The organism is Pseudoalteromonas atlantica, from assembly GCF_043641955.1.
Lineage (GTDB): Bacteria > Pseudomonadota > Gammaproteobacteria > Enterobacterales > Alteromonadaceae > Pseudoalteromonas > Pseudoalteromonas atlantica_A.
This window is the reverse complement of record NZ_JBHZRV010000003.1, coordinates 367,753-385,827: the sequence shown is the minus strand read 5'-3', so window position 1 is coordinate 385,827 and position 18,075 is coordinate 367,753. Positions and strand designations below refer to the sequence as shown.

Below are 18,075 nucleotides of genomic sequence, written 5' to 3'. Positions count from 1 at the left end.
AAAATACAGTAATATTTTCATAAAGTTAAACTAAAAATACAAATTCCTTTAGTTCTCCCGAATTATGAAATACACTAACTGTTAGTAAAAATGACTAAGAGTTAGGGAATATGAGCCAATTTCGTCAACAGGATAACTTACTCGGCCAATCAGACAGCTTTTTAGCTGTACTGGATCAAGTATCGCAGCTAGCAAGTTTAGATAAACCGGTGTTAATTATTGGAGAACGCGGGACAGGTAAAGAGTTAATTGCTGCTCGTTTACACTTTTTGTCAAAACGCTGGGAGCAAAACTATGTAAAGCTCAACTGCGCGGCATTAAACGAGAACTTACTTGAAAGCGAATTATTTGGCCATGAAAGCGGCGCATTTACTGGAGCTAGTAAACGCCATGAAGGCCGTTTTGAGCGTGCTAACTCAGGTACCCTATTCTTAGATGAATTAGCCAACACCTCAGCCATGGTGCAAGAAAAACTGTTACGAGTCATTGAATACGGCGAGTTTGAACGAGTTGGGGGGAAACAAACGGTTAAAGTAGATACCCGTTTAGTCTGTGCTACTAATGAAGACCTGCCATATTTGGCCGAACAAGGCGAATTTAGAAGTGATTTACTCGACCGACTCGCCTTTGATGTAATTACTCTGCCGCCGCTACGTGAACGTCAAGACGACATAATGCTACTGGCTGAACAATTTGCCATTAATATGGCTCGCGATTTAGAGTGGGAGTTATTTAGTGGCTTTACCCGAAGCGCCGTTGAAAAGCTACTAAGCTACGATTGGCCAGGTAACATTCGTGAGCTGAAAAATGTCGTGGAGCGTAGTTTATATCGTCATGGCAATGAACATATTCCCGTTCACCAGATTATTTTAGACCCATTCGAAAGTAAATTTAGGCCCAAACAACGTATTAAAGCCCCAGTTAAGACTGAGCAATCAACACAGGATGTGCCGATTGTTACAGAGGTTAAGCCAGTTAGTGAGCCTTCAGTTCATAGCTTTCCATGCAGTTTAAAAGATCTTTCAAATGAGTTTGAAATTGATTTAATAAAAAAAGCACTGGAATACAGTCAATTTAATCAAAAGAAGACTGCAGAAGTACTTGGTTTGACGTATCATCAACTTAGAGGCTATTTAAAAAAATATAATTTGCTAGATCAACAACAATAGTCAGAGGTTGAACGAGTGTATAAATTATTACTTGGTATGCTGTCGCTCTGCCTAGCAGGCTGCATAGATACCGAAGAAAAAACGCTAGAAGAAAAGAACCAAGGCTTAGTGTATTGCGCTGAGGCAAACCCTGTCTCATTTAATCCACAAGTTACGACCACTGGTTCAACTATTGACATTATTGCCAATCAACTTTACGACCGTCTAATCAGTATTGACCCTGTAACGGCTGAATTTCAAAGTGAACTAGCAACAGATTGGAAAATCAGCCCTGATGGTAAATCAGTAACTTTTACACTGCGTAAAGGGGTGAAATTTCACACTACTAATTACTTTACACCCACTCGTGATTTTAACGCAGATGACGTCATTTTTACATTTAGTCGCTTATTTGATGTCTATAACCCTTACCATTTTGTTGGTGATGCAAACTACCCCTACTTTCAAAGTGTGGGGATAGACCAACTTATTCGCCGCATAGTGCGCGTATCAGATTATCAAGTTCGGTTTGAACTATTTAATGCTGAAAGCAGCTTCTTAGCCAACATGGCAACAGATTTTGCCGTGGTATTGTCTCGTGAGTACGCTATGCAATTAAAAGCACAAGAGCAACTCAATTTATTTGATCAATACCCAATAGGCACCGGCCCCTATATTTATAAAGAATATCGTCGAGACCATTTAGTACGCTATTATCGCAACACCGAATACTGGAAACACAAAGTTGTACTTGAGCAGCTGGTTTACGACATCACGCCAAATGGCACAACCCGTATTGCGAAAATGCTCACTAAAGAATGTGATGTAACAGCACACCCAAGTAGCGCTCAATTAAGTATCTTGGCGCAACGTGACGATATAAACGTTCAAAAAGAAACTAACCTTAATGTCGGATATTGGGCGTTTAACACTGAACGACCGCCATTTAATGATATTAGAGTACGCAAAGCGCTTGCCCACGCCATTGATATTGAAAAAATCATGCAAGCTGTTTTTTATGGTAACGGCATTCGAGCGAGATCTATTTTACCTCCCACATCGTGGGCATTTAAATCACAACAAAATATTCCTGCTTTTAATCCTGAATTAGCCTTGGCTCTTTTAGAAGAAGCAGGGCTAGGTAATGGCTTCAATATGACCATTTGGGCCATGCCCGTAAGCCGAATTTATAACCCAAACGCACGTAAAATGGCTGAATTAATGCAAAGTGATTTACGCAAAATTGGTGTTAATGTCAGTATTGTAGAATATGAGTGGAATACGTTTATTCAGCGTATTGGTGAACATCGCCATGATAGTGTACTGCTTGGATGGGCTGCTGATACACCCGACCCCGATAACTTTTTTAGCCCTTTACTAAGTTGTTCTGCCACCTTTAGTGGTAAAAATCCTGCAAATTGGTGTGACCCTCAGTTTGACTTATTGTTGACACAGGCGCTTGATACCACTGATTTGGCTATGCGCAAACAATATTACCAACAAGCACAAACCATGCTTATTAACGAACTTCCATTGTTACCGCTTGCCCATGGCATGCGATTTCAAGCAAGCAGCAGCGATGTAGAAGGCATTCCGCTTGGGCCATTTGGCGGTATCTCGCTGGCTAATGCGAGGAAGAAGTAATGGTGTTAGATTATTTCTTACGGCGTTTGGGCTTATTATTTTTTATGATGCTCACCTTAAGCATATTCACATTTTCACTTAGCTATTTGTTTCCGGGGGATGCATTAAGTAATTTAAGTGGTATTTCTAATACAAGCTTTTCACAAACGAGTGAACTACAAGAAAAATACCACTTTAACGAAAATTATGTATCTCAATACTTCGCTTTTTTAGAGCGTATAATTTCGGGGGATTGGGGATTATCATTTGCCTCAGGCGATAATGTTTTTAACCATATTGTGGATTTATTTCCCGCTACACTTGAGCTAAGTTTATACGCATTAATAATTTCGGTGGTAGTTGGCGTACCTGCAGGGATCATAGCATCAGCCTATTATAAAAAGTGGCCCGATAAACTGATTAACTCCTCAACCCTTGCTGGGTATTCAATGCCTGTTTTTTGGTTGGCGCTATTACTCATTATGGTCTTTTCGTTGCAACTAGGTTGGTTTCCGATGTCAGGCCGTATGGGGCTACTTTACGAAATCCCGCCACAAACAGGGTTTATCCTCATTGATATCGCCTTAGCAGGGTTTCCTTACTCTGGTATGGCAATGATTGATGCCGTTCATCACTTAACGTTACCTACCATTGTATTGGCCATGTACCCCACCACGGTATTGATTCGTTTTACACGTGAATCGATGCTAAATGTGCTCGAGCAAAACTTCATTAAAACTGCGCGAGCTAAAGGGCTAAATCGAGCACAATTAATAGTCCATCACGCACTGCGTAATGCGCTTTTACCTGTTATTAAACAAATCGGCCTTCAATTTAGTACCTTGATCACGCTAGCGATGATAACTGAGGTTATCTTTTCATGGCCAGGCGTAGGCCGTTGGCTTATTGATAGTATTTACCAACGTGATTACCCTGCAATTCAAGGCGGTTTACTTGCGGTTTCTATGTTTGTTATTTTAGCCACTATTATTGCTGAACTGACCTATACCCTGTTCGATCCGCTTTCTCGGAACCAAGCGCATGGCAAAGTTTAATTTATTTTCAGAAGAGTCTAACAAATCGCCCCTAGCGCGATTTTGGCGAAAATTTAAGTCTAATCACCCCGCATTAGTTGGCTTATGGGTGTTTATTGCTTTTGTTTTGTTAGCAACGACGGCACCTTTTCTTGCACCCTACGGTGTTAATCAGCAACACAGCGATGCATTACTCATTCCTCCTTCATGGCATGACCTTGGCGATGTGCGTTTTATTTTAGGGACTGATGATCTGGGCCGTGATGTTCTTTCACGCTTGATGAATGGGGCAACTTATACCTTTGGCTTATCTGTAATTGCGGCATTAATAACCACTATTATAGGTGTTTTGGTAGGCACGTTTGCCGGTATTAGCCACGGTTTACGCTCGAGCTTTTTAAATCATTTACTTGATATTACTTTGTCTATCCCATCACTCTTACTGGCTATTATTATTATTGCTATTCTAGGCCCTGGTTTGATGAACACCGTTTGGGCGATTATTTTAGCCTTGTTACCTCAGTTTATTCACTCAGTGCGTAATCTTATTGTGGAAGAACTTAACAAAGACTATATCACCGCCTTTAAGCTTGATGGCGCATCTAACTGGCATGTGCTTTCTCGTGGTATTTTCCCTAACATTTACGAGCATATTGTGGTTATTTTTACTATGGCGCTGTCTACCGCTATATTAGATATAGCAGCACTGGGCTTTCTTAAGCTTGGCGCACAACCACCAACCACTGAGTGGGGTGCTATTTTAGCTGAAAACCTTGGATTAATTTATTTAGCGCCATGGACAGTTGGGTTACCCGGCGTATTGCTCTTTTTAGCCGTCCTCTCTACTAACTTAGTCGGTGACGGTCTTCGCCAAGTGTTAAAAGAACGTAAGGCAGATTAAATGCAATTACTCGACATACGCAACTTAACGATAGAGCTTAGAACTTCAGACACTGTTATTCGTGCAGTAGATAGAGTGAGCTTGAGCTTAAAAGAAGGTGAAGTTCACGCCCTAGTAGGTGAATCTGGCTCAGGAAAAAGCTTGATAGCCAAAGCCATTGTTGGCGTGCTCAATAAACGCTGGCATATTACGGCAGATCGTATGCACTGGCGCGGTGTCGATTTAATGCGATTATCAAGTGAACAACGACGAAAAATTGTTGGTCAGGATATCGCGATGATATATCAAGATCCAAGTCGCTGCCTTGACCCCACTGCAAAAATATTCGACCAAATAGCAGAAACCTTACCAGAGATTCAAAGTAAGGGCTTTTTCTTAAAGCGCAATCGTCAGCGTAAAGACCGTGTAAAAGCGCTTATTCATAAAGTGGGTATTAAAGATCATGAAAAGGTTTTAACAAGTTATCCGCATGAGCTTTCTGAAGGAGTTTGCCAAAAAGTGATGATAGCAATGGCCATTGCTCGTACTCCTAAACTTTTAATTGCAGATGAACCCACTACCGCACTTGAAAGCACCACTCGTGCGCAAGTGTTTAGGTTATTGAAAAGTTTGAATCAACTTAAAAACATGTCGATACTGATGATCTCCCATGAGCTTGAAGAAATTGTGAACTGGTCTCACGGCATGCATGTTTTATATTGCGGACAAATGGTTGAAGCTGGTCCAACGGGGAAAATTTTTAAACAGCCTCGTCACCCATACACACAAGCCTTGTTGAAGAGCCTTCCAGATTATGAGCAAGGCTTAGCGCATAAAGAACCTTTTTATGCACTAAAGGGAACGATTCCGACCTTGCAGCATTTACCCATTGGATGTCGGCTTGGGCCACGCTGCCCACAAGCACAAAAAGCCTGTGTTGTAACTCCTCAATTAACGAAACAACATGGCCATAGTTATGCCTGCCACTTTCCATTAATTAAGGCGATGAAATGATGCAACCATTGCTCAAGGTGCAAGCCTTATCAAAAAGCTTTAACTTACGCGCAGGTCTGTTTTCACGTAAACGCTTTGAGGTCTTGAAGGATATCTCGTTTTGTTTAAACCAAGGTGAAACATTAGCCATTATTGGCGAAACTGGCTCAGGAAAAAGCACGCTAGCAAAACTTTTATCTGGTGCAGACAGCGCTGATAGCGGTCAAATATTACTTGATGGCACGATTATCGAAGATAAAGGCATTCGCGATCAACAGTGTCGGCATATTAGAATGATTTTCCAAGACTCGGAAGCTTCATTAAACCCGGGGTTAACCATTGGCGATATGCTCGATGACTGCCTGCAATACAATAGTGATTTAGATAAAGAAACCCGCGCCAATAAAATCTCAGCGACCTTGCATAAAGTGGGTTTGTTGAACGACCACCAACATTATTACCCACACATGTTTAGCGGCGGTCAATTGCAGCGAGTCGCATTGGCTCGTGCTTTAATACTCGACCCAAAAGTCGTTGTATTAGATGAAGCTTTATCTTCGTTAGACCCCTCTGTACGCGCTCAAACCGTTAATTTATTACTTAAATTACAACAAGAGACTGGGTTAAGTTATATTTTGATCACCCATCACTTAAGCTTAGTTCGCCATATAAGCGACCATCTAGTCGTTCTTGATCACGGCGTAATTGTTGAAAGTGGTAAAACAGAGACTATTTTTGGCCAGCCTCAATCAAAAGTTACGCAAAAGCTATTAAGCTGCTAAATGCCTTATCATTAATTAGTTTATTTTTTAATACATAAGTATGTATTAAATATCGTAAAAAAACCTCACCATTTTCATGGTGAGGTTTTTAAATTTAAAATAAACTGCTTAAGTTAAGGTGCAACAGCTGGGTAAACGTAGCTGGCATCAAGACCCAGTGGAATACCAAGTGCCCAGTAGCCGAGTAAAAATAAACTCCAACCAATCATAAAGGCAATTGAGTACGGCAGCATCATCGCAATCAAGGTGCCGATGCCTGTGCCTTTAACATACTTTTGACAGTACACCACAACAAGCGGGAAGTAAGGCATTAGTGGAGTGATGATATTTGAGCTTGAATCACCAACACGATATGCAGCCTGCGTTAAGTCAGGTGAAATTCCCAGTTGCATTAACATAGGAACAAACACAGGGCCTAGTAGCGCCCATTTGGCCGAGCTTGACCCTACAAATAAGTTTACAAAGCCAGTTAAAAAGATGATACCAACAACCGTTACAGCGCTTGGTAGCTCCATTGCTTTTAAAATTTGTGCACCTTCAATTGCCAATAACGCACCTAAGTTTGATTTGCTAAATGCAGCAATAAATAGCGAACAGAAAAACGCCATCACAATATAGTAAGCCATGCCATTCATCGCTTTACTCATTGCATCTATCATGTCTTTTGAGCTTTTAAAGGTACCAACCGTGAAGCCATAAACTGCACCAGGTATCCAAAACAATAAAAAGATTAACGGTACAATAGACTGCATTAATGGCGAACTAAAATTAGTAAGCGAACCATCACTGCTTCGCATTGCTGAATCCGCTGGCGCAGAAACAAATGCCAATAAGGCAAGGCCCGCCACCATCACAGCACTTGCAATAAAGAAAGCACGTTTTTCATCGCTACGGGCATCTTCAAATACAGGAAGATCTTCTTCATTCCCGTCAAGATCTGTATTTTTTAATCGAGGTTCAATGATTTTATCAGTGATATACCAGCCTAATAAAACAATAAATAAACTAGAAGCAGACGTGAACGCCCAGTTATTTAATGGATTAATCGACATAGTCGGGTTAATTATTTGCGCAGCACTTTGGGTAAAGCTCTGCAATAATGGGTCAATGCCTGAAGGAATAAAGTTAGCACCAAAGCCGCCACTTACACCAGCAAACGCAGCAGCAATACCAGCAAGAGGATGGCGCCCTGCCGCATAAAAAATAACACCCGCAAGAGGAATAACCAATACATAGCCAGCATCAGTTGCGGTGTGACTAACAATGGCAACTAAAATAATAGACGGTGTAAGCAACTGTTTAGGCGTTACCTTTAACATGAGCTTTAAACCCGTGTTAATAAAGCCAGAATGCTCAGCAACACCAACACCTAGCATCGCTACTAATACCACGCCCAATGGTGCAAAACCGGTAAATGTTTTTACCATAGACGATAAGAAGGTGGCGAGTGAATCACTGGCCAACATGTTATTGATTATAATGGCCTCGCCCGTACGCGGATCGATGGCGTCGAAATTAACGCCTGAAAACCACCACGACAAAACCCAAATTAGTAACATGGCAAATAGAAAGATAATTGCCGGATCTGGAAGCTTATTCCCGACCCTTTCGACAAAATTTAAAAATCGCGCAACTAGCCCGGTCGGCATTGTCGCATCATTATTGTTGTTCATTTCGCTTGTTCCCTAGAAGTTTAACCTGCATACATTACCGCAAATGCTGCGTTAGGTAAATTTTAAGTAAACACAAAATACATTAATCAGGTACAGTATTTATTTTACGTATAAAAAAACGGCTTTTCAGCCGTTTAACAGTGTGTTATTTGAGCAAAGTACTTAAGCGAGTGCTTTTACTTCTTCCCAAATACGCACTACGAGTGCTTTATCATCTTCGTTTAGTTCGCCATTGCGATACGCTTTAACTAAGCTTTTCTCAACCGTTTCATTGAGCTCTGACACTTCTAAATTAAGCTCTTCAACTTGCGCATACCCAACAGCTAAATCAAAATGACCACGTAGATAACCACCTGCAAAAAGCTCATCATCAGTGGCTTTTATTACTAAATCGTCAAAATATTGCTGCGCTGCATCAATGTAACTTACTAAACTCATTTAATTCTCCTGTACTTGCAGGGTGTCTTGGTGACCCACAGCATACATAACATGGTCGTTAAATCCGGTTGTAACCCGCATATAACCGCTTAATTCGTCATCTAGTTCGCTATCGCCGGTATCAGCAATGAGCGGGCGGCCATTTAAGGCCTGTAATTTTGTTTTGGTTGCCACAACGATAATATTGTCTTTACCGATTGTACGAATAAGTGAGGGGCTTAATTGTTGATTACCCCGACCAAATATATGCCCTTGGCCACCTATTAAAGTGATCACCAACTTTGTTGGCACACCTTTCGTTAAATCAATTAATTGTTGAGCGGTTAAATCTTGCTGTACAAGGCTTTGATCTTGCACTAAATCAACCCCTAACAAGGTGTTACTAAGGCCTATTTCTTCCATTATGGCTTCAACGGTTGAGCCACTGCCCATAATGTACTGGGTATCTTCTTCCATTTCTGACACTACATAAGCTGCAATATCAGCAAGTACTAATTCGTCGGTTTCTTTACCGCCATTTTTAACGGCTTGTACATAACGTACTTCACTGGGTACTTGCATTTCACCATAACGCTTAGCTTTTACTGTGCCTTGGCGAAACGCATCTTCATCAATATCCATAACATCGGCATCTGCTAGTGTTACGAGCTCGCCTTTGACCAGCATCTCGACAACTCGACCCGCCGCTTTAGGAGTAATGGCATAAACACCTGAATGAATCTTACAGCCAGCAGGAATACCAAGCACTGGTACGCTGTCATCCACCGCATGACAGATATTACGTGCTGTGCCATCGCCACCAGCAAATAAAATTAAATCAACACCAAGTTGCTGCATGGCTTTGGCTGCAAGCTCTGTATCATCACTGGTTGTAGAGCGCTCACTACGATAAATAACCTGTGTGGCAAAGCCCATCGCCTTCGCAGTGTTTTCACCCATGGCATCATTAACCGTGTATATTGTTAATTGCTCCTTATAAGGCAACAACACCTCAAGCGCGGCTTTAGTGCGTAAATTGGCCTTAGGCTGGGCTCCTAATTCAATGGCTTTTGCTGCAGTATCGACACCATCGCTGCCCTTCAATGCAACACTGCCACCTAAACCCGCCACTGGGTTTACAATTAAGCCTAATTTAAACTGCATTCTTTAGCTCCTCGGGGGACTGCCACTCAAATTGCGTAGCACTCATAGGCCACGGTGTTTTATAAAATGAACTTAACGCGTGTAATAATCGGTTAGTACGCTCATTAAAGCCTACTTGTAGCAAGTGCAAAACTTGCTGGTGTACGCGAGTTTGAAAAGCAAATCGGCACGTTTGTTCGCCATTTAAATTATCAACCGAGACATTAAAATTAACACCAGCGGCAACACTGAGTGCCCATTCAATGGCTTGCGGTTTTACTTCAACGCTTTCAAACTCAGCTTGCTGCGCTCTATCACGTCCATCAGGACAATACCAATAACCGTAATCTTCTAATAATCGTCGTTTATCGCCCGCGACTAACCAATGAGCAATTTCATGCAGAGCACTGGCATAAAAGCCATGGGCAAATATAATTTGATGAAAGTTTGTTTCATCACTAGCAGGAATATAAATAGGCTCATGCTCACCTTTTACTAAGCGCGTATTATGGCTTTGATAAAAAGTTGACTCAAAAATAGATATTAGATCGGCTATTTGATGCATAAGGTTTAATAATTCGCTTGAATAAACTGTAACAAGTACATGCTAAAAACGAGGCGAATTGTACGGGCTTTTAAAGGGAAAGTAAAAAGCGTTACGCATGGACAAAGTCGCTTGGTGTTAACAAGACAAAGTGAATAAGCCTTAAGTTAATCTGTCAGGTTTGATTTTTAGATTTTGATCAAATCTAACAGTCGCATATGTGCCATAAGCGGACGGTCGTAACGCCGCATTAAGCGGACTAAAACAGTGGGTTGAAACGTGTAGCGAAGTAAAACCTAACCAACTGTTTTAGTTACGTTTAATTGCCTTGTTAGCTGTATTTTCTAGTTTATAGTGTTGTTTCCAGTGGCTACCTAAAGGCAACATTACAATATGTAAAACTAACCACCAAAGAAAGACAGGCGCAACGCCATAAAAATGGCCTGCTGGCATGTACCCATGTGACATTTGATTTCTCAAATCCCCATATATCTTATCTATTAATATTGCCTGTAGGTTACCAACAATATCTTGCCCTAAAGCTTCAATAACAGCTGGATGGTCTAATAGAAATTTAAGACCACTTCTTTCTTGAGAACCGTCACCATGTAATGTTGTTGGTTCCTCCCCTTGAGTCCGCGCTACATACCTAAGAGAATTCTCAACCTGTGGAATAAGAATGTGACATGCACTAAGAAAATCACCTTCAAGGCCAAATGTAATACCCTTTATATAAAAGTGTTCATGCCCATAAGGTATGAACGGATTATTTTTTAAAATCCTCTCTAAGGCATACTCTGAAACATGGTGCTGTATCATTAGCTCATCTAGAGCAGGTCGTATTTGCCCTTGTACTGCAAGTTGATGATCAATTCCGATATTTTTCATCATAGTAGACCAAGTAGCAGGTCCATCTTGTTTATCATCAAGACCCATTCCAGATGGAACTGTAGCAACGGTGATCCCTTCATGATCTATATGCGTTCCGCCAAACATCCATGCAAAACTATTTTGCATTTGTTCCATAGCTTGCTCTTTAAGCCTATTAATATCTGTAGGTCTTGAAACCAAAACGCCGAGTCTAAAAAGCATATCGAAAAAATCTTTACCTTGAACTTCAATTTTTGATTGATGAACAATTTCGCTAATGTCTTGAGGCGGAGTTGAAAACTCATGAAGTTGATGCAGGGATTCAATTTGATGATCCCTCATAGTCTCATATAGCTCAAGTCTTTCTTGTCTAGTATTGGGAACTTTCGATAAAGCATCGATTGCTCTAAGTATGCAGTTGGCTGCTATTAACCCACCATCTTGTACTTCAGAATCTTTAATGTGGCAAGCTGCTATTTCTCTCCAAATATTTTGCTGTTTAATTTTATCTCGTGTTGAAATTGCCGAGTTCAAGGCACATTCCCATCCACTTATCGCTGTTCTCGTGTCGCCTAGTTCAAAACGAGTTTGAGCAATTTCTTCCGCTGTATTAAGAATCCAGTCATCATCTCCAACACCACATTCATGTGATAGTTTCAATAAACGTAATGCATAAAAAGGCGAATCATCTAATTTTTTATTGTTTATTTCAGATGAAATAAAGTCTGATAATTTTTCAAACAAATCAGGTCCTTGCGAATCCCGTCGAAACATGCAACTTAATCTTAAGGCACGTTCAATTCTTTCTGCTGGATGAACCCATGAATCACCTACAGTTAATAAATGCTTTGCTGATTCAATATATGATTCTATTGCCATATGTGCATGTTCAACACTTCCTGCTTTTGTAACCCAAGAAATATCCGCTAATCTAGCCTTTAATTCAGGTATTGTTACAAACGAACAAAATTGAGAAAGAGAATTCAAAGACTCTTTAGAAAAATCATTTGCAATAAGTCCTCTTCGGTCTTGCATAATAAACTTTGGAGAAAAAGGAGCTTTCGGGTTTTCAGGCTTTAAATGCATAGAGCAAGTTGCAGACAACAACTTTGCAGCTTCAGAGCCTTTAATACTCCCAAAAGCTGATTCCAATTCATAGTACACAGGACTTTTACATAATCTTAGAATTTCATTTTGATCTAATGACTGTAACTCTTCCAATGTAACATCAACTTCTTGAATAGACATATAAACTCCGAGTATGACTTACAGCTAACATTTTAGTATTTATGCGACACGCAGTTTGTGTTGCATAATCGCTTGTTGGACTGAGGCGCTACCTGCTCGATGTATAGAGTTGGTGTTGTTTATGCTATGGGGATTTGCTTTTTATGGCCTAAGTGATATCAAACCAACTTTACTGGCGTGTCTATCGTATCTAAGCCATCCCTGCTTTACTCAGCGTTTATTATCTATTCATTAAACCTAATGTTTAACCGTTGAGCAAGGATATTTTTCTCACGCACAGTCGCGACTAGCCTAAGCAGTTAAGCAGCTAAGTAGATTAACTTTTTGATTTTATACAGAAAGAAAGACTACCAACTCGTTCGCGCTATTTTATTTGTCGCCCCATCTAAATTCATCACACCAATAAATCGTTAGATACCCGCCTTGCATGACTGGCAAGGCCAATGCGCTATGAATGGTTCTTGCTCTGCCTTCGACTTCACCGCTTTGAATGGGGTTATTGATGCTTGAGCCTTTATTAACCCTAACTTTCTCTTGCGACACGCATTCGCTAAAAACCCATAGTGGCGAATGCGCATAAACCCTTTCGGCAGTACATGTTGTAAGTAACGCCGTAAAAATTCATCACAGCTCAGTGTCATTACTTTATCGCGGTTGTTATCTGCATAATCCCGATATTTAAAGCTCACTGTTTCTTCAGTCGCTGACACTAATCGAATCGAGTGGTTTATCAAAATAATGACTGAGTTTTAGTAAATGTTCACAGTAGCTTTTACATGTACTTTGCGAATAACCTCGGTAGGCTATTTCAGTTTTGACTTGTTCAATGAGTGTATTCATGACCTACCTCCAAGTTATGGGATAACCCCAAGGTAAGTGTGGCTCAAATGATAAGAATAGGATCTCCGCGTAGCGGCTTAGTTCAACAATTTTATAGTGCGCGCGTCGCTCATTTTCATGAATATATACGCAAAGCGCAGTTTGACCAAACAATTATCTACGATATTTAGCCAATCTCAACGGCTGCTTATCACTCATGGCTGTCTGTCTATCAGATGACAGTCTAAACCTATTCACTTAATCTGTAAGCTCAGATATGAGCTAATACAAAGTTACAAATTTATAAATCTTCTTTCTTACTTTGCTCATGAAGATAACGCTTTAACAGCTGAGTATTTCGTGTATTCGCTTTAAAGTAAGCATCAAAAATATCACCAAAAAACGGGATTAAACCAACCGTAAAATCAACTAGCATATTTATAATTATGCGTAGCTTAACGCCCCAGCCAACACCTAAGCGTTGTGCTTCAAAAAGCACATAAGTTGATAAGACTAAGCCCGCTAAGTCCCCTACGCCTGGCAAAATTCCTATCAGTGCTTCTATACCAAACTTAAACTTTGTAAAAGGGATACCTATACTGCTGTCTGTAAATCGGCTAAACCTTTCTAAGCGTTTTAACGTCGCTTGGTGCTCATTGTTCGTCGTCATAACAACCTCATCATAAGTTAACGCCTACTCACTTGACAGAGCCTTTAATTTAAGCGCACTAGGGTACGTGTTCTTTTCGGTTCTGTTAAATAAAGAAACTGCTGAAAATCATGGGATGCGTTTATTAGCATTTTCCCATCATCTTTGCCGCTGAATATGGTTTTATTACTACCTGTTTTAAAATCTATTTCATTCATCACATAACCGTCTTTATCTGCAAGTGTGACTGTCATCTTCGTAGCTCCGGCGTTCAAACCGATGATCTCTTTTGCAGGTGATTGCCAAACAGTTTCAAGCTCATTATTTTTGTTCAATCTAAAGATTTGTTTTTCATTGGAAAAGTAAACCTGATCTTGTTCATCAATATCCATTGCGTAACATGCCAACCGCTTTCCAGAGCCTGTATAAGGGGTTAATTCAAGCGTTTCTAAGTCAAATTTAGCGGGGTGAAAAGTGACCCCATCTGCAGCGCGATAAGAAACTAAAATAGCGTCTTCGTGGTGATACATTTCTCGTAGATAAAATGAATGATAGGCGTGAGGAATACTCACAAAGCTCTCTTCTTTGAGATTAATTCGAAAGAGTGTATTTTTACTAGCAGTGATCACTTCTTTCCCGTCTTTTGACCAAACTATACCAAATAATTCTTCATTGCTTGAATTAGAAAAAATCAGCGTTTGCGTGCCATTTTCATATAAAAACAATTGCTTTGTACCAAACCGATGAGATTCAAATACAAATTTTGACGAATCAGGGGAGTACACAGGTAAAAAGTCGACCGATGAGGTATCTACAAGGGTTTCAAATTGCGTTGGCGCTTGACGAGTTGAGCGGGTGATATCCACATCAATCTTAACTAATTCCATTAAAATGTCGTTACCTGACAACGAGAAATCCGCGTCTCTAATAATGTGGTAGTTATTAAACGCCAACTTTTTTAGTTGCCCTTGTAAATTTAATAACTGGAGTTCATGCTTATTACTAATCAATAATTGTTGTTCATCGGGGTGCCAGCTTAAACCCTGTACTGAATCTTCAATAATCGCGAGTGTTTTCGTTGTGCTTGTTTTAACGTCAAACAAATCAATTCTGTATTTATTTTGTCCAGCTTCATAAGCTAGCGCAATAGACTGCTGGCTCGGTGAGAGTGCCTGCAACTTCATCCAATCTTGCCCTGCGGATGATTGAATAACACGTTTTTCTTGTTTTGCTAAATCAATTGCACTTAGTTGAGTGTGGTTATCGCTTTGACGTTTTTCAATAAAATAAATGTGGTTGTCGCTGGCCCACTCTAACTGCTGACTCGTCACTGTAAAGTCTTTAAAAGTATAAACTTCTCTGTAGTTTGCAGGTTGTAATGTCAGCTTGTCTAAGGTGAAATACCCTAGTGTTTGAGTATCTTGCTGGTGCACAAATGCGATTTCACTGTCATCGCTGCTCCACCCTAGGCTGTGATAGGTTGATTGCTTTTGGGTTAATTTAACTTCTTTTCCTAAGCGTAAGTTTTTTATCCAGATAGTTTGATTTGGCTTATCACCACGTACAAACGCTATATGCTCACCATTATGTGATAAGGAAATACTGGATTCATTCTCTTCACTCGAAGAAATAGGCATCAATTTAGTAAAGTGTGTTTTTACTTGCGGTGTATCAGGGTAAAACCAACTTACAGCCCCAATCAACGTGACCATTAAAATTACCAACGCAGATAAATATATACGTTTGGGTTTATTTAACTGAGGCTCAGCTACTTCGAGGCTGTAACCCCGCTTTGGGTGAGTAATAATATAGCGTGGATTTTTTGAGTCTTCACTCAATGCTTTTCTTAGCAATGCAATACAGCGCTGTACATAACTGGGGCTGAAAGTCGCATTTGGCCAAACGGCTGAAAAAATTTGCTCTTGGCTAACCACAGTACCCCGGTGTGAATAAAGGTATTGCAGTACATCCATGACTTTAGGTTCAACGACTTGCTCTGTGTCAGCTGATGATATTTTGCATCGACTGACATCTATAGCAAATTCCCCTATTACAAACTTGCCCACTAACTGCTCCAATAAATTATTATAAATCATATATTAAGGTTTTCTTAAGAGAAACTCTAGGCTAATTCCATTGCTGCTTAATCCGTTACCCGCAATGCTGCTTACATGATTCATTAATAATTAAAATCCATGCTTCGTATCTTATTCTTATTAACCATTTTTGTTAGCGCCTTTTTGCTATTTCAAATTCAACCTATGCTATCTAAAGAGCTGTTACCGCGATTTGGAGGCGGCGCATCGGTGTGGTCAGCCAGTCTGTTTTTTTATCAAACTGTTTTATTACTTGGCTACTTTTATGCACACTTTTTAAGTCGCTGTTCACTAAAAAAACAAATGGTAATCCATATTTCGCTTGTTGTTTTAGCAAGCTTAATTAGCCTAAACAAGGTTCATTTTAATTTAAATTTAGCCCCTAACTGGTCCGTAATGGCAAACTTACTAAATCAAATTGGCTTAGTGTTTATGTTACTAAGTGCAACAAGTGTACTTATGCAACGATGGTACATTGAACATGGTAAAAATACCGTGCCTTATCATTGGTATTCGGTTTCTAACCTTGGCTCTTTATTAGCCTTAATCAGCTACCCAATCGTATTTGAGGTGTTTTTTTCACTGCCACAACAAAAACATTACTGGCAAATAGGGCTGCTTACCTACTGCATACTATTAATCTGTTTAGCTTATAAACTTTTAAGCAAGAGCAGCAAAGAAAGTAACTCACCGCTACCACAGGTACAAACCATTCTCAAAAAACCAAATATGCTTTGGATTATTTTATCCGCAACAAGCTCAATTCTGCTAATTGCGACCACGCAAATGATCAGCACTAATATCCCACCAATGCCACTTGTATGGGTGGTGCCGCTTGCTATCTATTTAGGTAGTTTTAGCTATACGTTTGCCAATAAAAACAACTATAACCGTTCTGTTTGGGTATATGCTTTTATATTCAGCGCGTTTGCAGGCCTAATAATGTACTTCTTAGGCAGTCAGTTTAATGCAATTGCACAAATTATTATTTATAGCTTTATATTATTGAGTGGCTGCATGATTTGCCACGGTGAACTTAGGCAACTCGCACCACAAGGTACATTACTAACACACTTTTATTTGTATATTGCTTTAGGTGGCGCACTTGGCAGTTTATTTACAACGTTATTTGCTCCACTGCTGTTTGAACAAATCACCGAGTATATCGTCGCTTTAGCAGTGCTGCTTATTCTTATTAGTTACATGCAACTGACTCAATTAAAAAAAATAAATACGATATTGCTCGGTGCTACAGCTCTGTGGTGTGGCTGCTATTTAGTGCTTTATTCTAGTTTTAATCAATATAACGTTGCATCGCAGAGAAATTTTTATGGTTACATCACAGTAAAAGATATCAATACTCCCGAGCTTGCACAAAGGCGCTTAATTGATGGCACTACAGTACATGGCTCGCAGCCTTTGCATGGTCAAGATGCACTCGCTAGTAGTTACTATCATCAGCAAACAGGCGTCGCTAAGTCGCTGGCGATACTTAAAAGTCAAGAAAAGCTCAACATGGGCGTGGTAGGCTTAGGTGCAGGGGTGTTAGCTAGCCTCGCTGATGAGCACGATACAGTGCATTTTTATGAGCTAAACCCCGCGGTATACACAATGGCGAATACGTATTTTGATTACCTTAAAAACAGCCCAGCCAAAATAAATGTCACCATTGGTGATGGCAGAATCGCATTAGCAAACGAGCTTAAAGAAAACGCTCCTTTAATGAACGCGTTGGTTATTGATGCATTTTCAAGTGATGTTATTCCCGCCCACCTATTAACTCAACAAGCGTTTGAGCTTTACTGGCAACGATTAAGTAATAATGGCATTTTAATTATCCATATATCAAATAACCATATAGATTTACTGCCAGTGATCCAAGCGCATAGTACTTACTTTGATAAAGCATTAATAAAGTTTAAGCACAGTGCAACAAAGTTAACTGCATTAGGCTCTGAATGGGTTGTATTAACCAGCAATCAACTGTTTTTAGATGACATAGCGATTAGTGAATTATCGCCAATAAAATCCTACCCAAGCACTCAGTTAGTACACTGGACGGATCAAAAAAATAGTTCATTACCGCTAATCAAATTCTAAGAAAGGAGGGGCAATTTATCTTGCCCCGTTTTCGGCTGTTAGCCTTTTAAGCTACT

15 protein-coding genes and 1 pseudogene are annotated in these 18,075 nt (G+C 40.1%); 7 read left to right on the top strand and 9 right to left on the bottom strand.

Annotation, left to right across the window (positions count from 1 at the left end; translation table 11 throughout):
* Window positions 1-110 precede the first annotated feature (110 nt).
* From pspF to ACHUE3_RS09145, 6 genes are read left to right on the top strand one after another with little or no spacing between them, the layout of a single operon-like run.
* Window positions 111-1,169: a phage shock protein operon transcriptional activator gene (gene pspF / locus ACHUE3_RS09170; protein WP_394192181.1), complete on the top strand. Its 1,059-nt coding sequence runs from the start codon at window positions 111-113 to the stop codon at window positions 1,167-1,169.
* Window positions 1,170-1,184: 15 nt separating this feature from the next.
* Window positions 1,185-2,792, top strand: coding sequence for an ABC transporter substrate-binding protein (locus ACHUE3_RS09165; RefSeq protein WP_394192180.1), 1,608 nt, complete (start codon window positions 1,185-1,187; stop codon window positions 2,790-2,792).
* A complete protein-coding gene (locus ACHUE3_RS09160; RefSeq protein WP_394192179.1) occupies window positions 2,792-3,826 on the top strand; it encodes an ABC transporter permease in 1,035 nt (344 codons plus the stop codon). Before ACHUE3_RS09165 ends, ACHUE3_RS09160 begins: the two co-directional genes overlap by 1 nt.
* Window positions 3,813-4,706: an ABC transporter permease subunit gene (locus ACHUE3_RS09155; protein ID WP_394192178.1), complete on the top strand. Its 894-nt coding sequence runs from the start codon at window positions 3,813-3,815 to the stop codon at window positions 4,704-4,706. The genes ACHUE3_RS09160 and ACHUE3_RS09155 overlap by 14 nt, the downstream gene beginning before the upstream one ends.
* Window positions 4,707-5,699, top strand: a complete 993-nt coding sequence (locus ACHUE3_RS09150; protein ID WP_394192177.1) for a peptide ABC transporter ATP-binding protein — start codon at window positions 4,707-4,709, stop codon at window positions 5,697-5,699.
* Complete coding sequence (locus ACHUE3_RS09145; protein WP_394192247.1) at window positions 5,699-6,460, top strand: ATP-binding cassette domain-containing protein; 762 nt, start codon at window positions 5,699-5,701, stop codon at window positions 6,458-6,460. Before ACHUE3_RS09150 ends, ACHUE3_RS09145 begins: the two co-directional genes overlap by 1 nt.
* Before the next feature lie 113 nt (window positions 6,461-6,573).
* On the opposite strand, the gene ACHUE3_RS09140 is transcribed toward ACHUE3_RS09145, so the two are convergent.
* The 9 genes and pseudogenes from ACHUE3_RS09140 to ACHUE3_RS09100 form a co-directional block, all read right to left on the bottom strand.
* Window positions 6,574-8,133 (bottom strand): AbgT family transporter, encoded by a 1,560-nt coding sequence (locus tag ACHUE3_RS09140; protein ID WP_394192176.1) that lies wholly within the window; start codon window positions 8,131-8,133, stop codon window positions 6,574-6,576.
* 162 nt (window positions 8,134-8,295) lie between these two features.
* Window positions 8,296-8,571: a YfcL family protein gene (locus ACHUE3_RS09135; RefSeq protein ID WP_256826936.1), complete on the bottom strand. Its 276-nt coding sequence runs from the start codon at window positions 8,569-8,571 to the stop codon at window positions 8,296-8,298.
* Complete coding sequence (locus ACHUE3_RS09130; RefSeq protein WP_394192175.1) at window positions 8,572-9,714, bottom strand: ATP-NAD kinase family protein; 1,143 nt, start codon at window positions 9,712-9,714, stop codon at window positions 8,572-8,574.
* The gene (locus ACHUE3_RS09125) at window positions 9,704-10,258 is read right to left on the bottom strand and encodes an elongation factor P hydroxylase (protein ID WP_394192174.1); all 555 of its coding nucleotides are present in this window, start codon (window positions 10,256-10,258) and stop codon (window positions 9,704-9,706) included. Before ACHUE3_RS09125 ends, ACHUE3_RS09130 begins: the two co-directional genes overlap by 11 nt.
* A 288-nt stretch (window positions 10,259-10,546) precedes the next feature.
* A complete protein-coding gene (locus ACHUE3_RS09120; protein ID WP_394192173.1) occupies window positions 10,547-12,355 on the bottom strand; it encodes a DUF4209 domain-containing protein in 1,809 nt (602 codons plus the stop codon).
* A gap of 410 nt (window positions 12,356-12,765) precedes the next feature.
* Window positions 12,766-13,071 (bottom strand): annotated as a pseudogene (locus ACHUE3_RS09115) (transposase); the annotation flags it as partial.
* Window positions 13,052-13,195 (bottom strand): hypothetical protein, encoded by a 144-nt coding sequence (locus ACHUE3_RS09110; RefSeq protein WP_394192171.1) that lies wholly within the window; start codon window positions 13,193-13,195, stop codon window positions 13,052-13,054. The pseudogene ACHUE3_RS09115 and the gene ACHUE3_RS09110, both read right to left, overlap by 20 nt.
* A 280-nt stretch (window positions 13,196-13,475) precedes the next feature.
* Window positions 13,476-13,844 carry a DUF4112 domain-containing protein gene (locus tag ACHUE3_RS09105; protein WP_394192170.1) on the bottom strand — a complete coding sequence of 123 codons (369 nt, stop codon included), beginning with the start codon at window positions 13,842-13,844 and terminating at the stop codon, window positions 13,476-13,478.
* A 44-nt stretch (window positions 13,845-13,888) separates the two neighbouring features.
* The gene (locus ACHUE3_RS09100; protein ID WP_394192169.1) at window positions 13,889-15,889 is read right to left on the bottom strand and encodes a winged helix-turn-helix domain-containing protein; all 2,001 of its coding nucleotides are present in this window, start codon (window positions 15,887-15,889) and stop codon (window positions 13,889-13,891) included.
* A 174-nt stretch (window positions 15,890-16,063) separates the two neighbouring features.
* Between ACHUE3_RS09100 and ACHUE3_RS09095 the strand changes: the two genes are divergently transcribed.
* Entirely contained in the window at window positions 16,064-18,019 is a 1,956-nt protein-coding gene (locus ACHUE3_RS09095; RefSeq protein ID WP_394192168.1) for a spermidine synthase, read from the top strand.
* Window positions 18,020-18,075 lie beyond the last annotated feature (56 nt).

Excerpts from the sequence above, each read along its gene's own strand:
- pspF (WP_394192181.1), top strand. The coding sequence starts at position 111 with ATGAGCCAATTTCGTCAACAGGATAACTTACTCGGCCAATCAGACAGC.
- ACHUE3_RS09160 (WP_394192179.1), top strand. The coding sequence starts at position 2,792 with ATGGTGTTAGATTATTTCTTACGGCGTTTGGGCTTATTATTTTTTATG.
- ACHUE3_RS09155 (WP_394192178.1), top strand. The coding sequence starts at position 3,813 with ATGGCAAAGTTTAATTTATTTTCAGAAGAGTCTAACAAATCGCCCCTA.
- ACHUE3_RS09150 (WP_394192177.1), top strand. The coding sequence starts at position 4,707 with ATGCAATTACTCGACATACGCAACTTAACGATAGAGCTTAGAACTTCA.
- ACHUE3_RS09145 (WP_394192247.1), top strand. The coding sequence starts at position 5,699 with ATGCAACCATTGCTCAAGGTGCAAGCCTTATCAAAAAGCTTTAACTTA.
- ACHUE3_RS09140 (WP_394192176.1), bottom strand. The coding sequence starts at position 8,133 with ATGAACAACAATAATGATGCGACAATGCCGACCGGGCTAGTTGCGCGA.
- ACHUE3_RS09135 (WP_256826936.1), bottom strand. The coding sequence starts at position 8,571 with ATGAGTTTAGTAAGTTACATTGATGCAGCGCAGCAATATTTTGACGAT.
- ACHUE3_RS09130 (WP_394192175.1), bottom strand. The coding sequence starts at position 9,714 with ATGCAGTTTAAATTAGGCTTAATTGTAAACCCAGTGGCGGGTTTAGGT.
- ACHUE3_RS09125 (WP_394192174.1), bottom strand. The coding sequence starts at position 10,258 with ATGCATCAAATAGCCGATCTAATATCTATTTTTGAGTCAACTTTTTAT.
- ACHUE3_RS09120 (WP_394192173.1), bottom strand. The coding sequence starts at position 12,355 with ATGTCTATTCAAGAAGTTGATGTTACATTGGAAGAGTTACAGTCATTA.
- ACHUE3_RS09110 (WP_394192171.1), bottom strand. The coding sequence starts at position 13,195 with ATGAATACACTCATTGAACAAGTCAAAACTGAAATAGCCTACCGAGGT.
- ACHUE3_RS09105 (WP_394192170.1), bottom strand. The coding sequence starts at position 13,844 with ATGACGACGAACAATGAGCACCAAGCGACGTTAAAACGCTTAGAAAGG.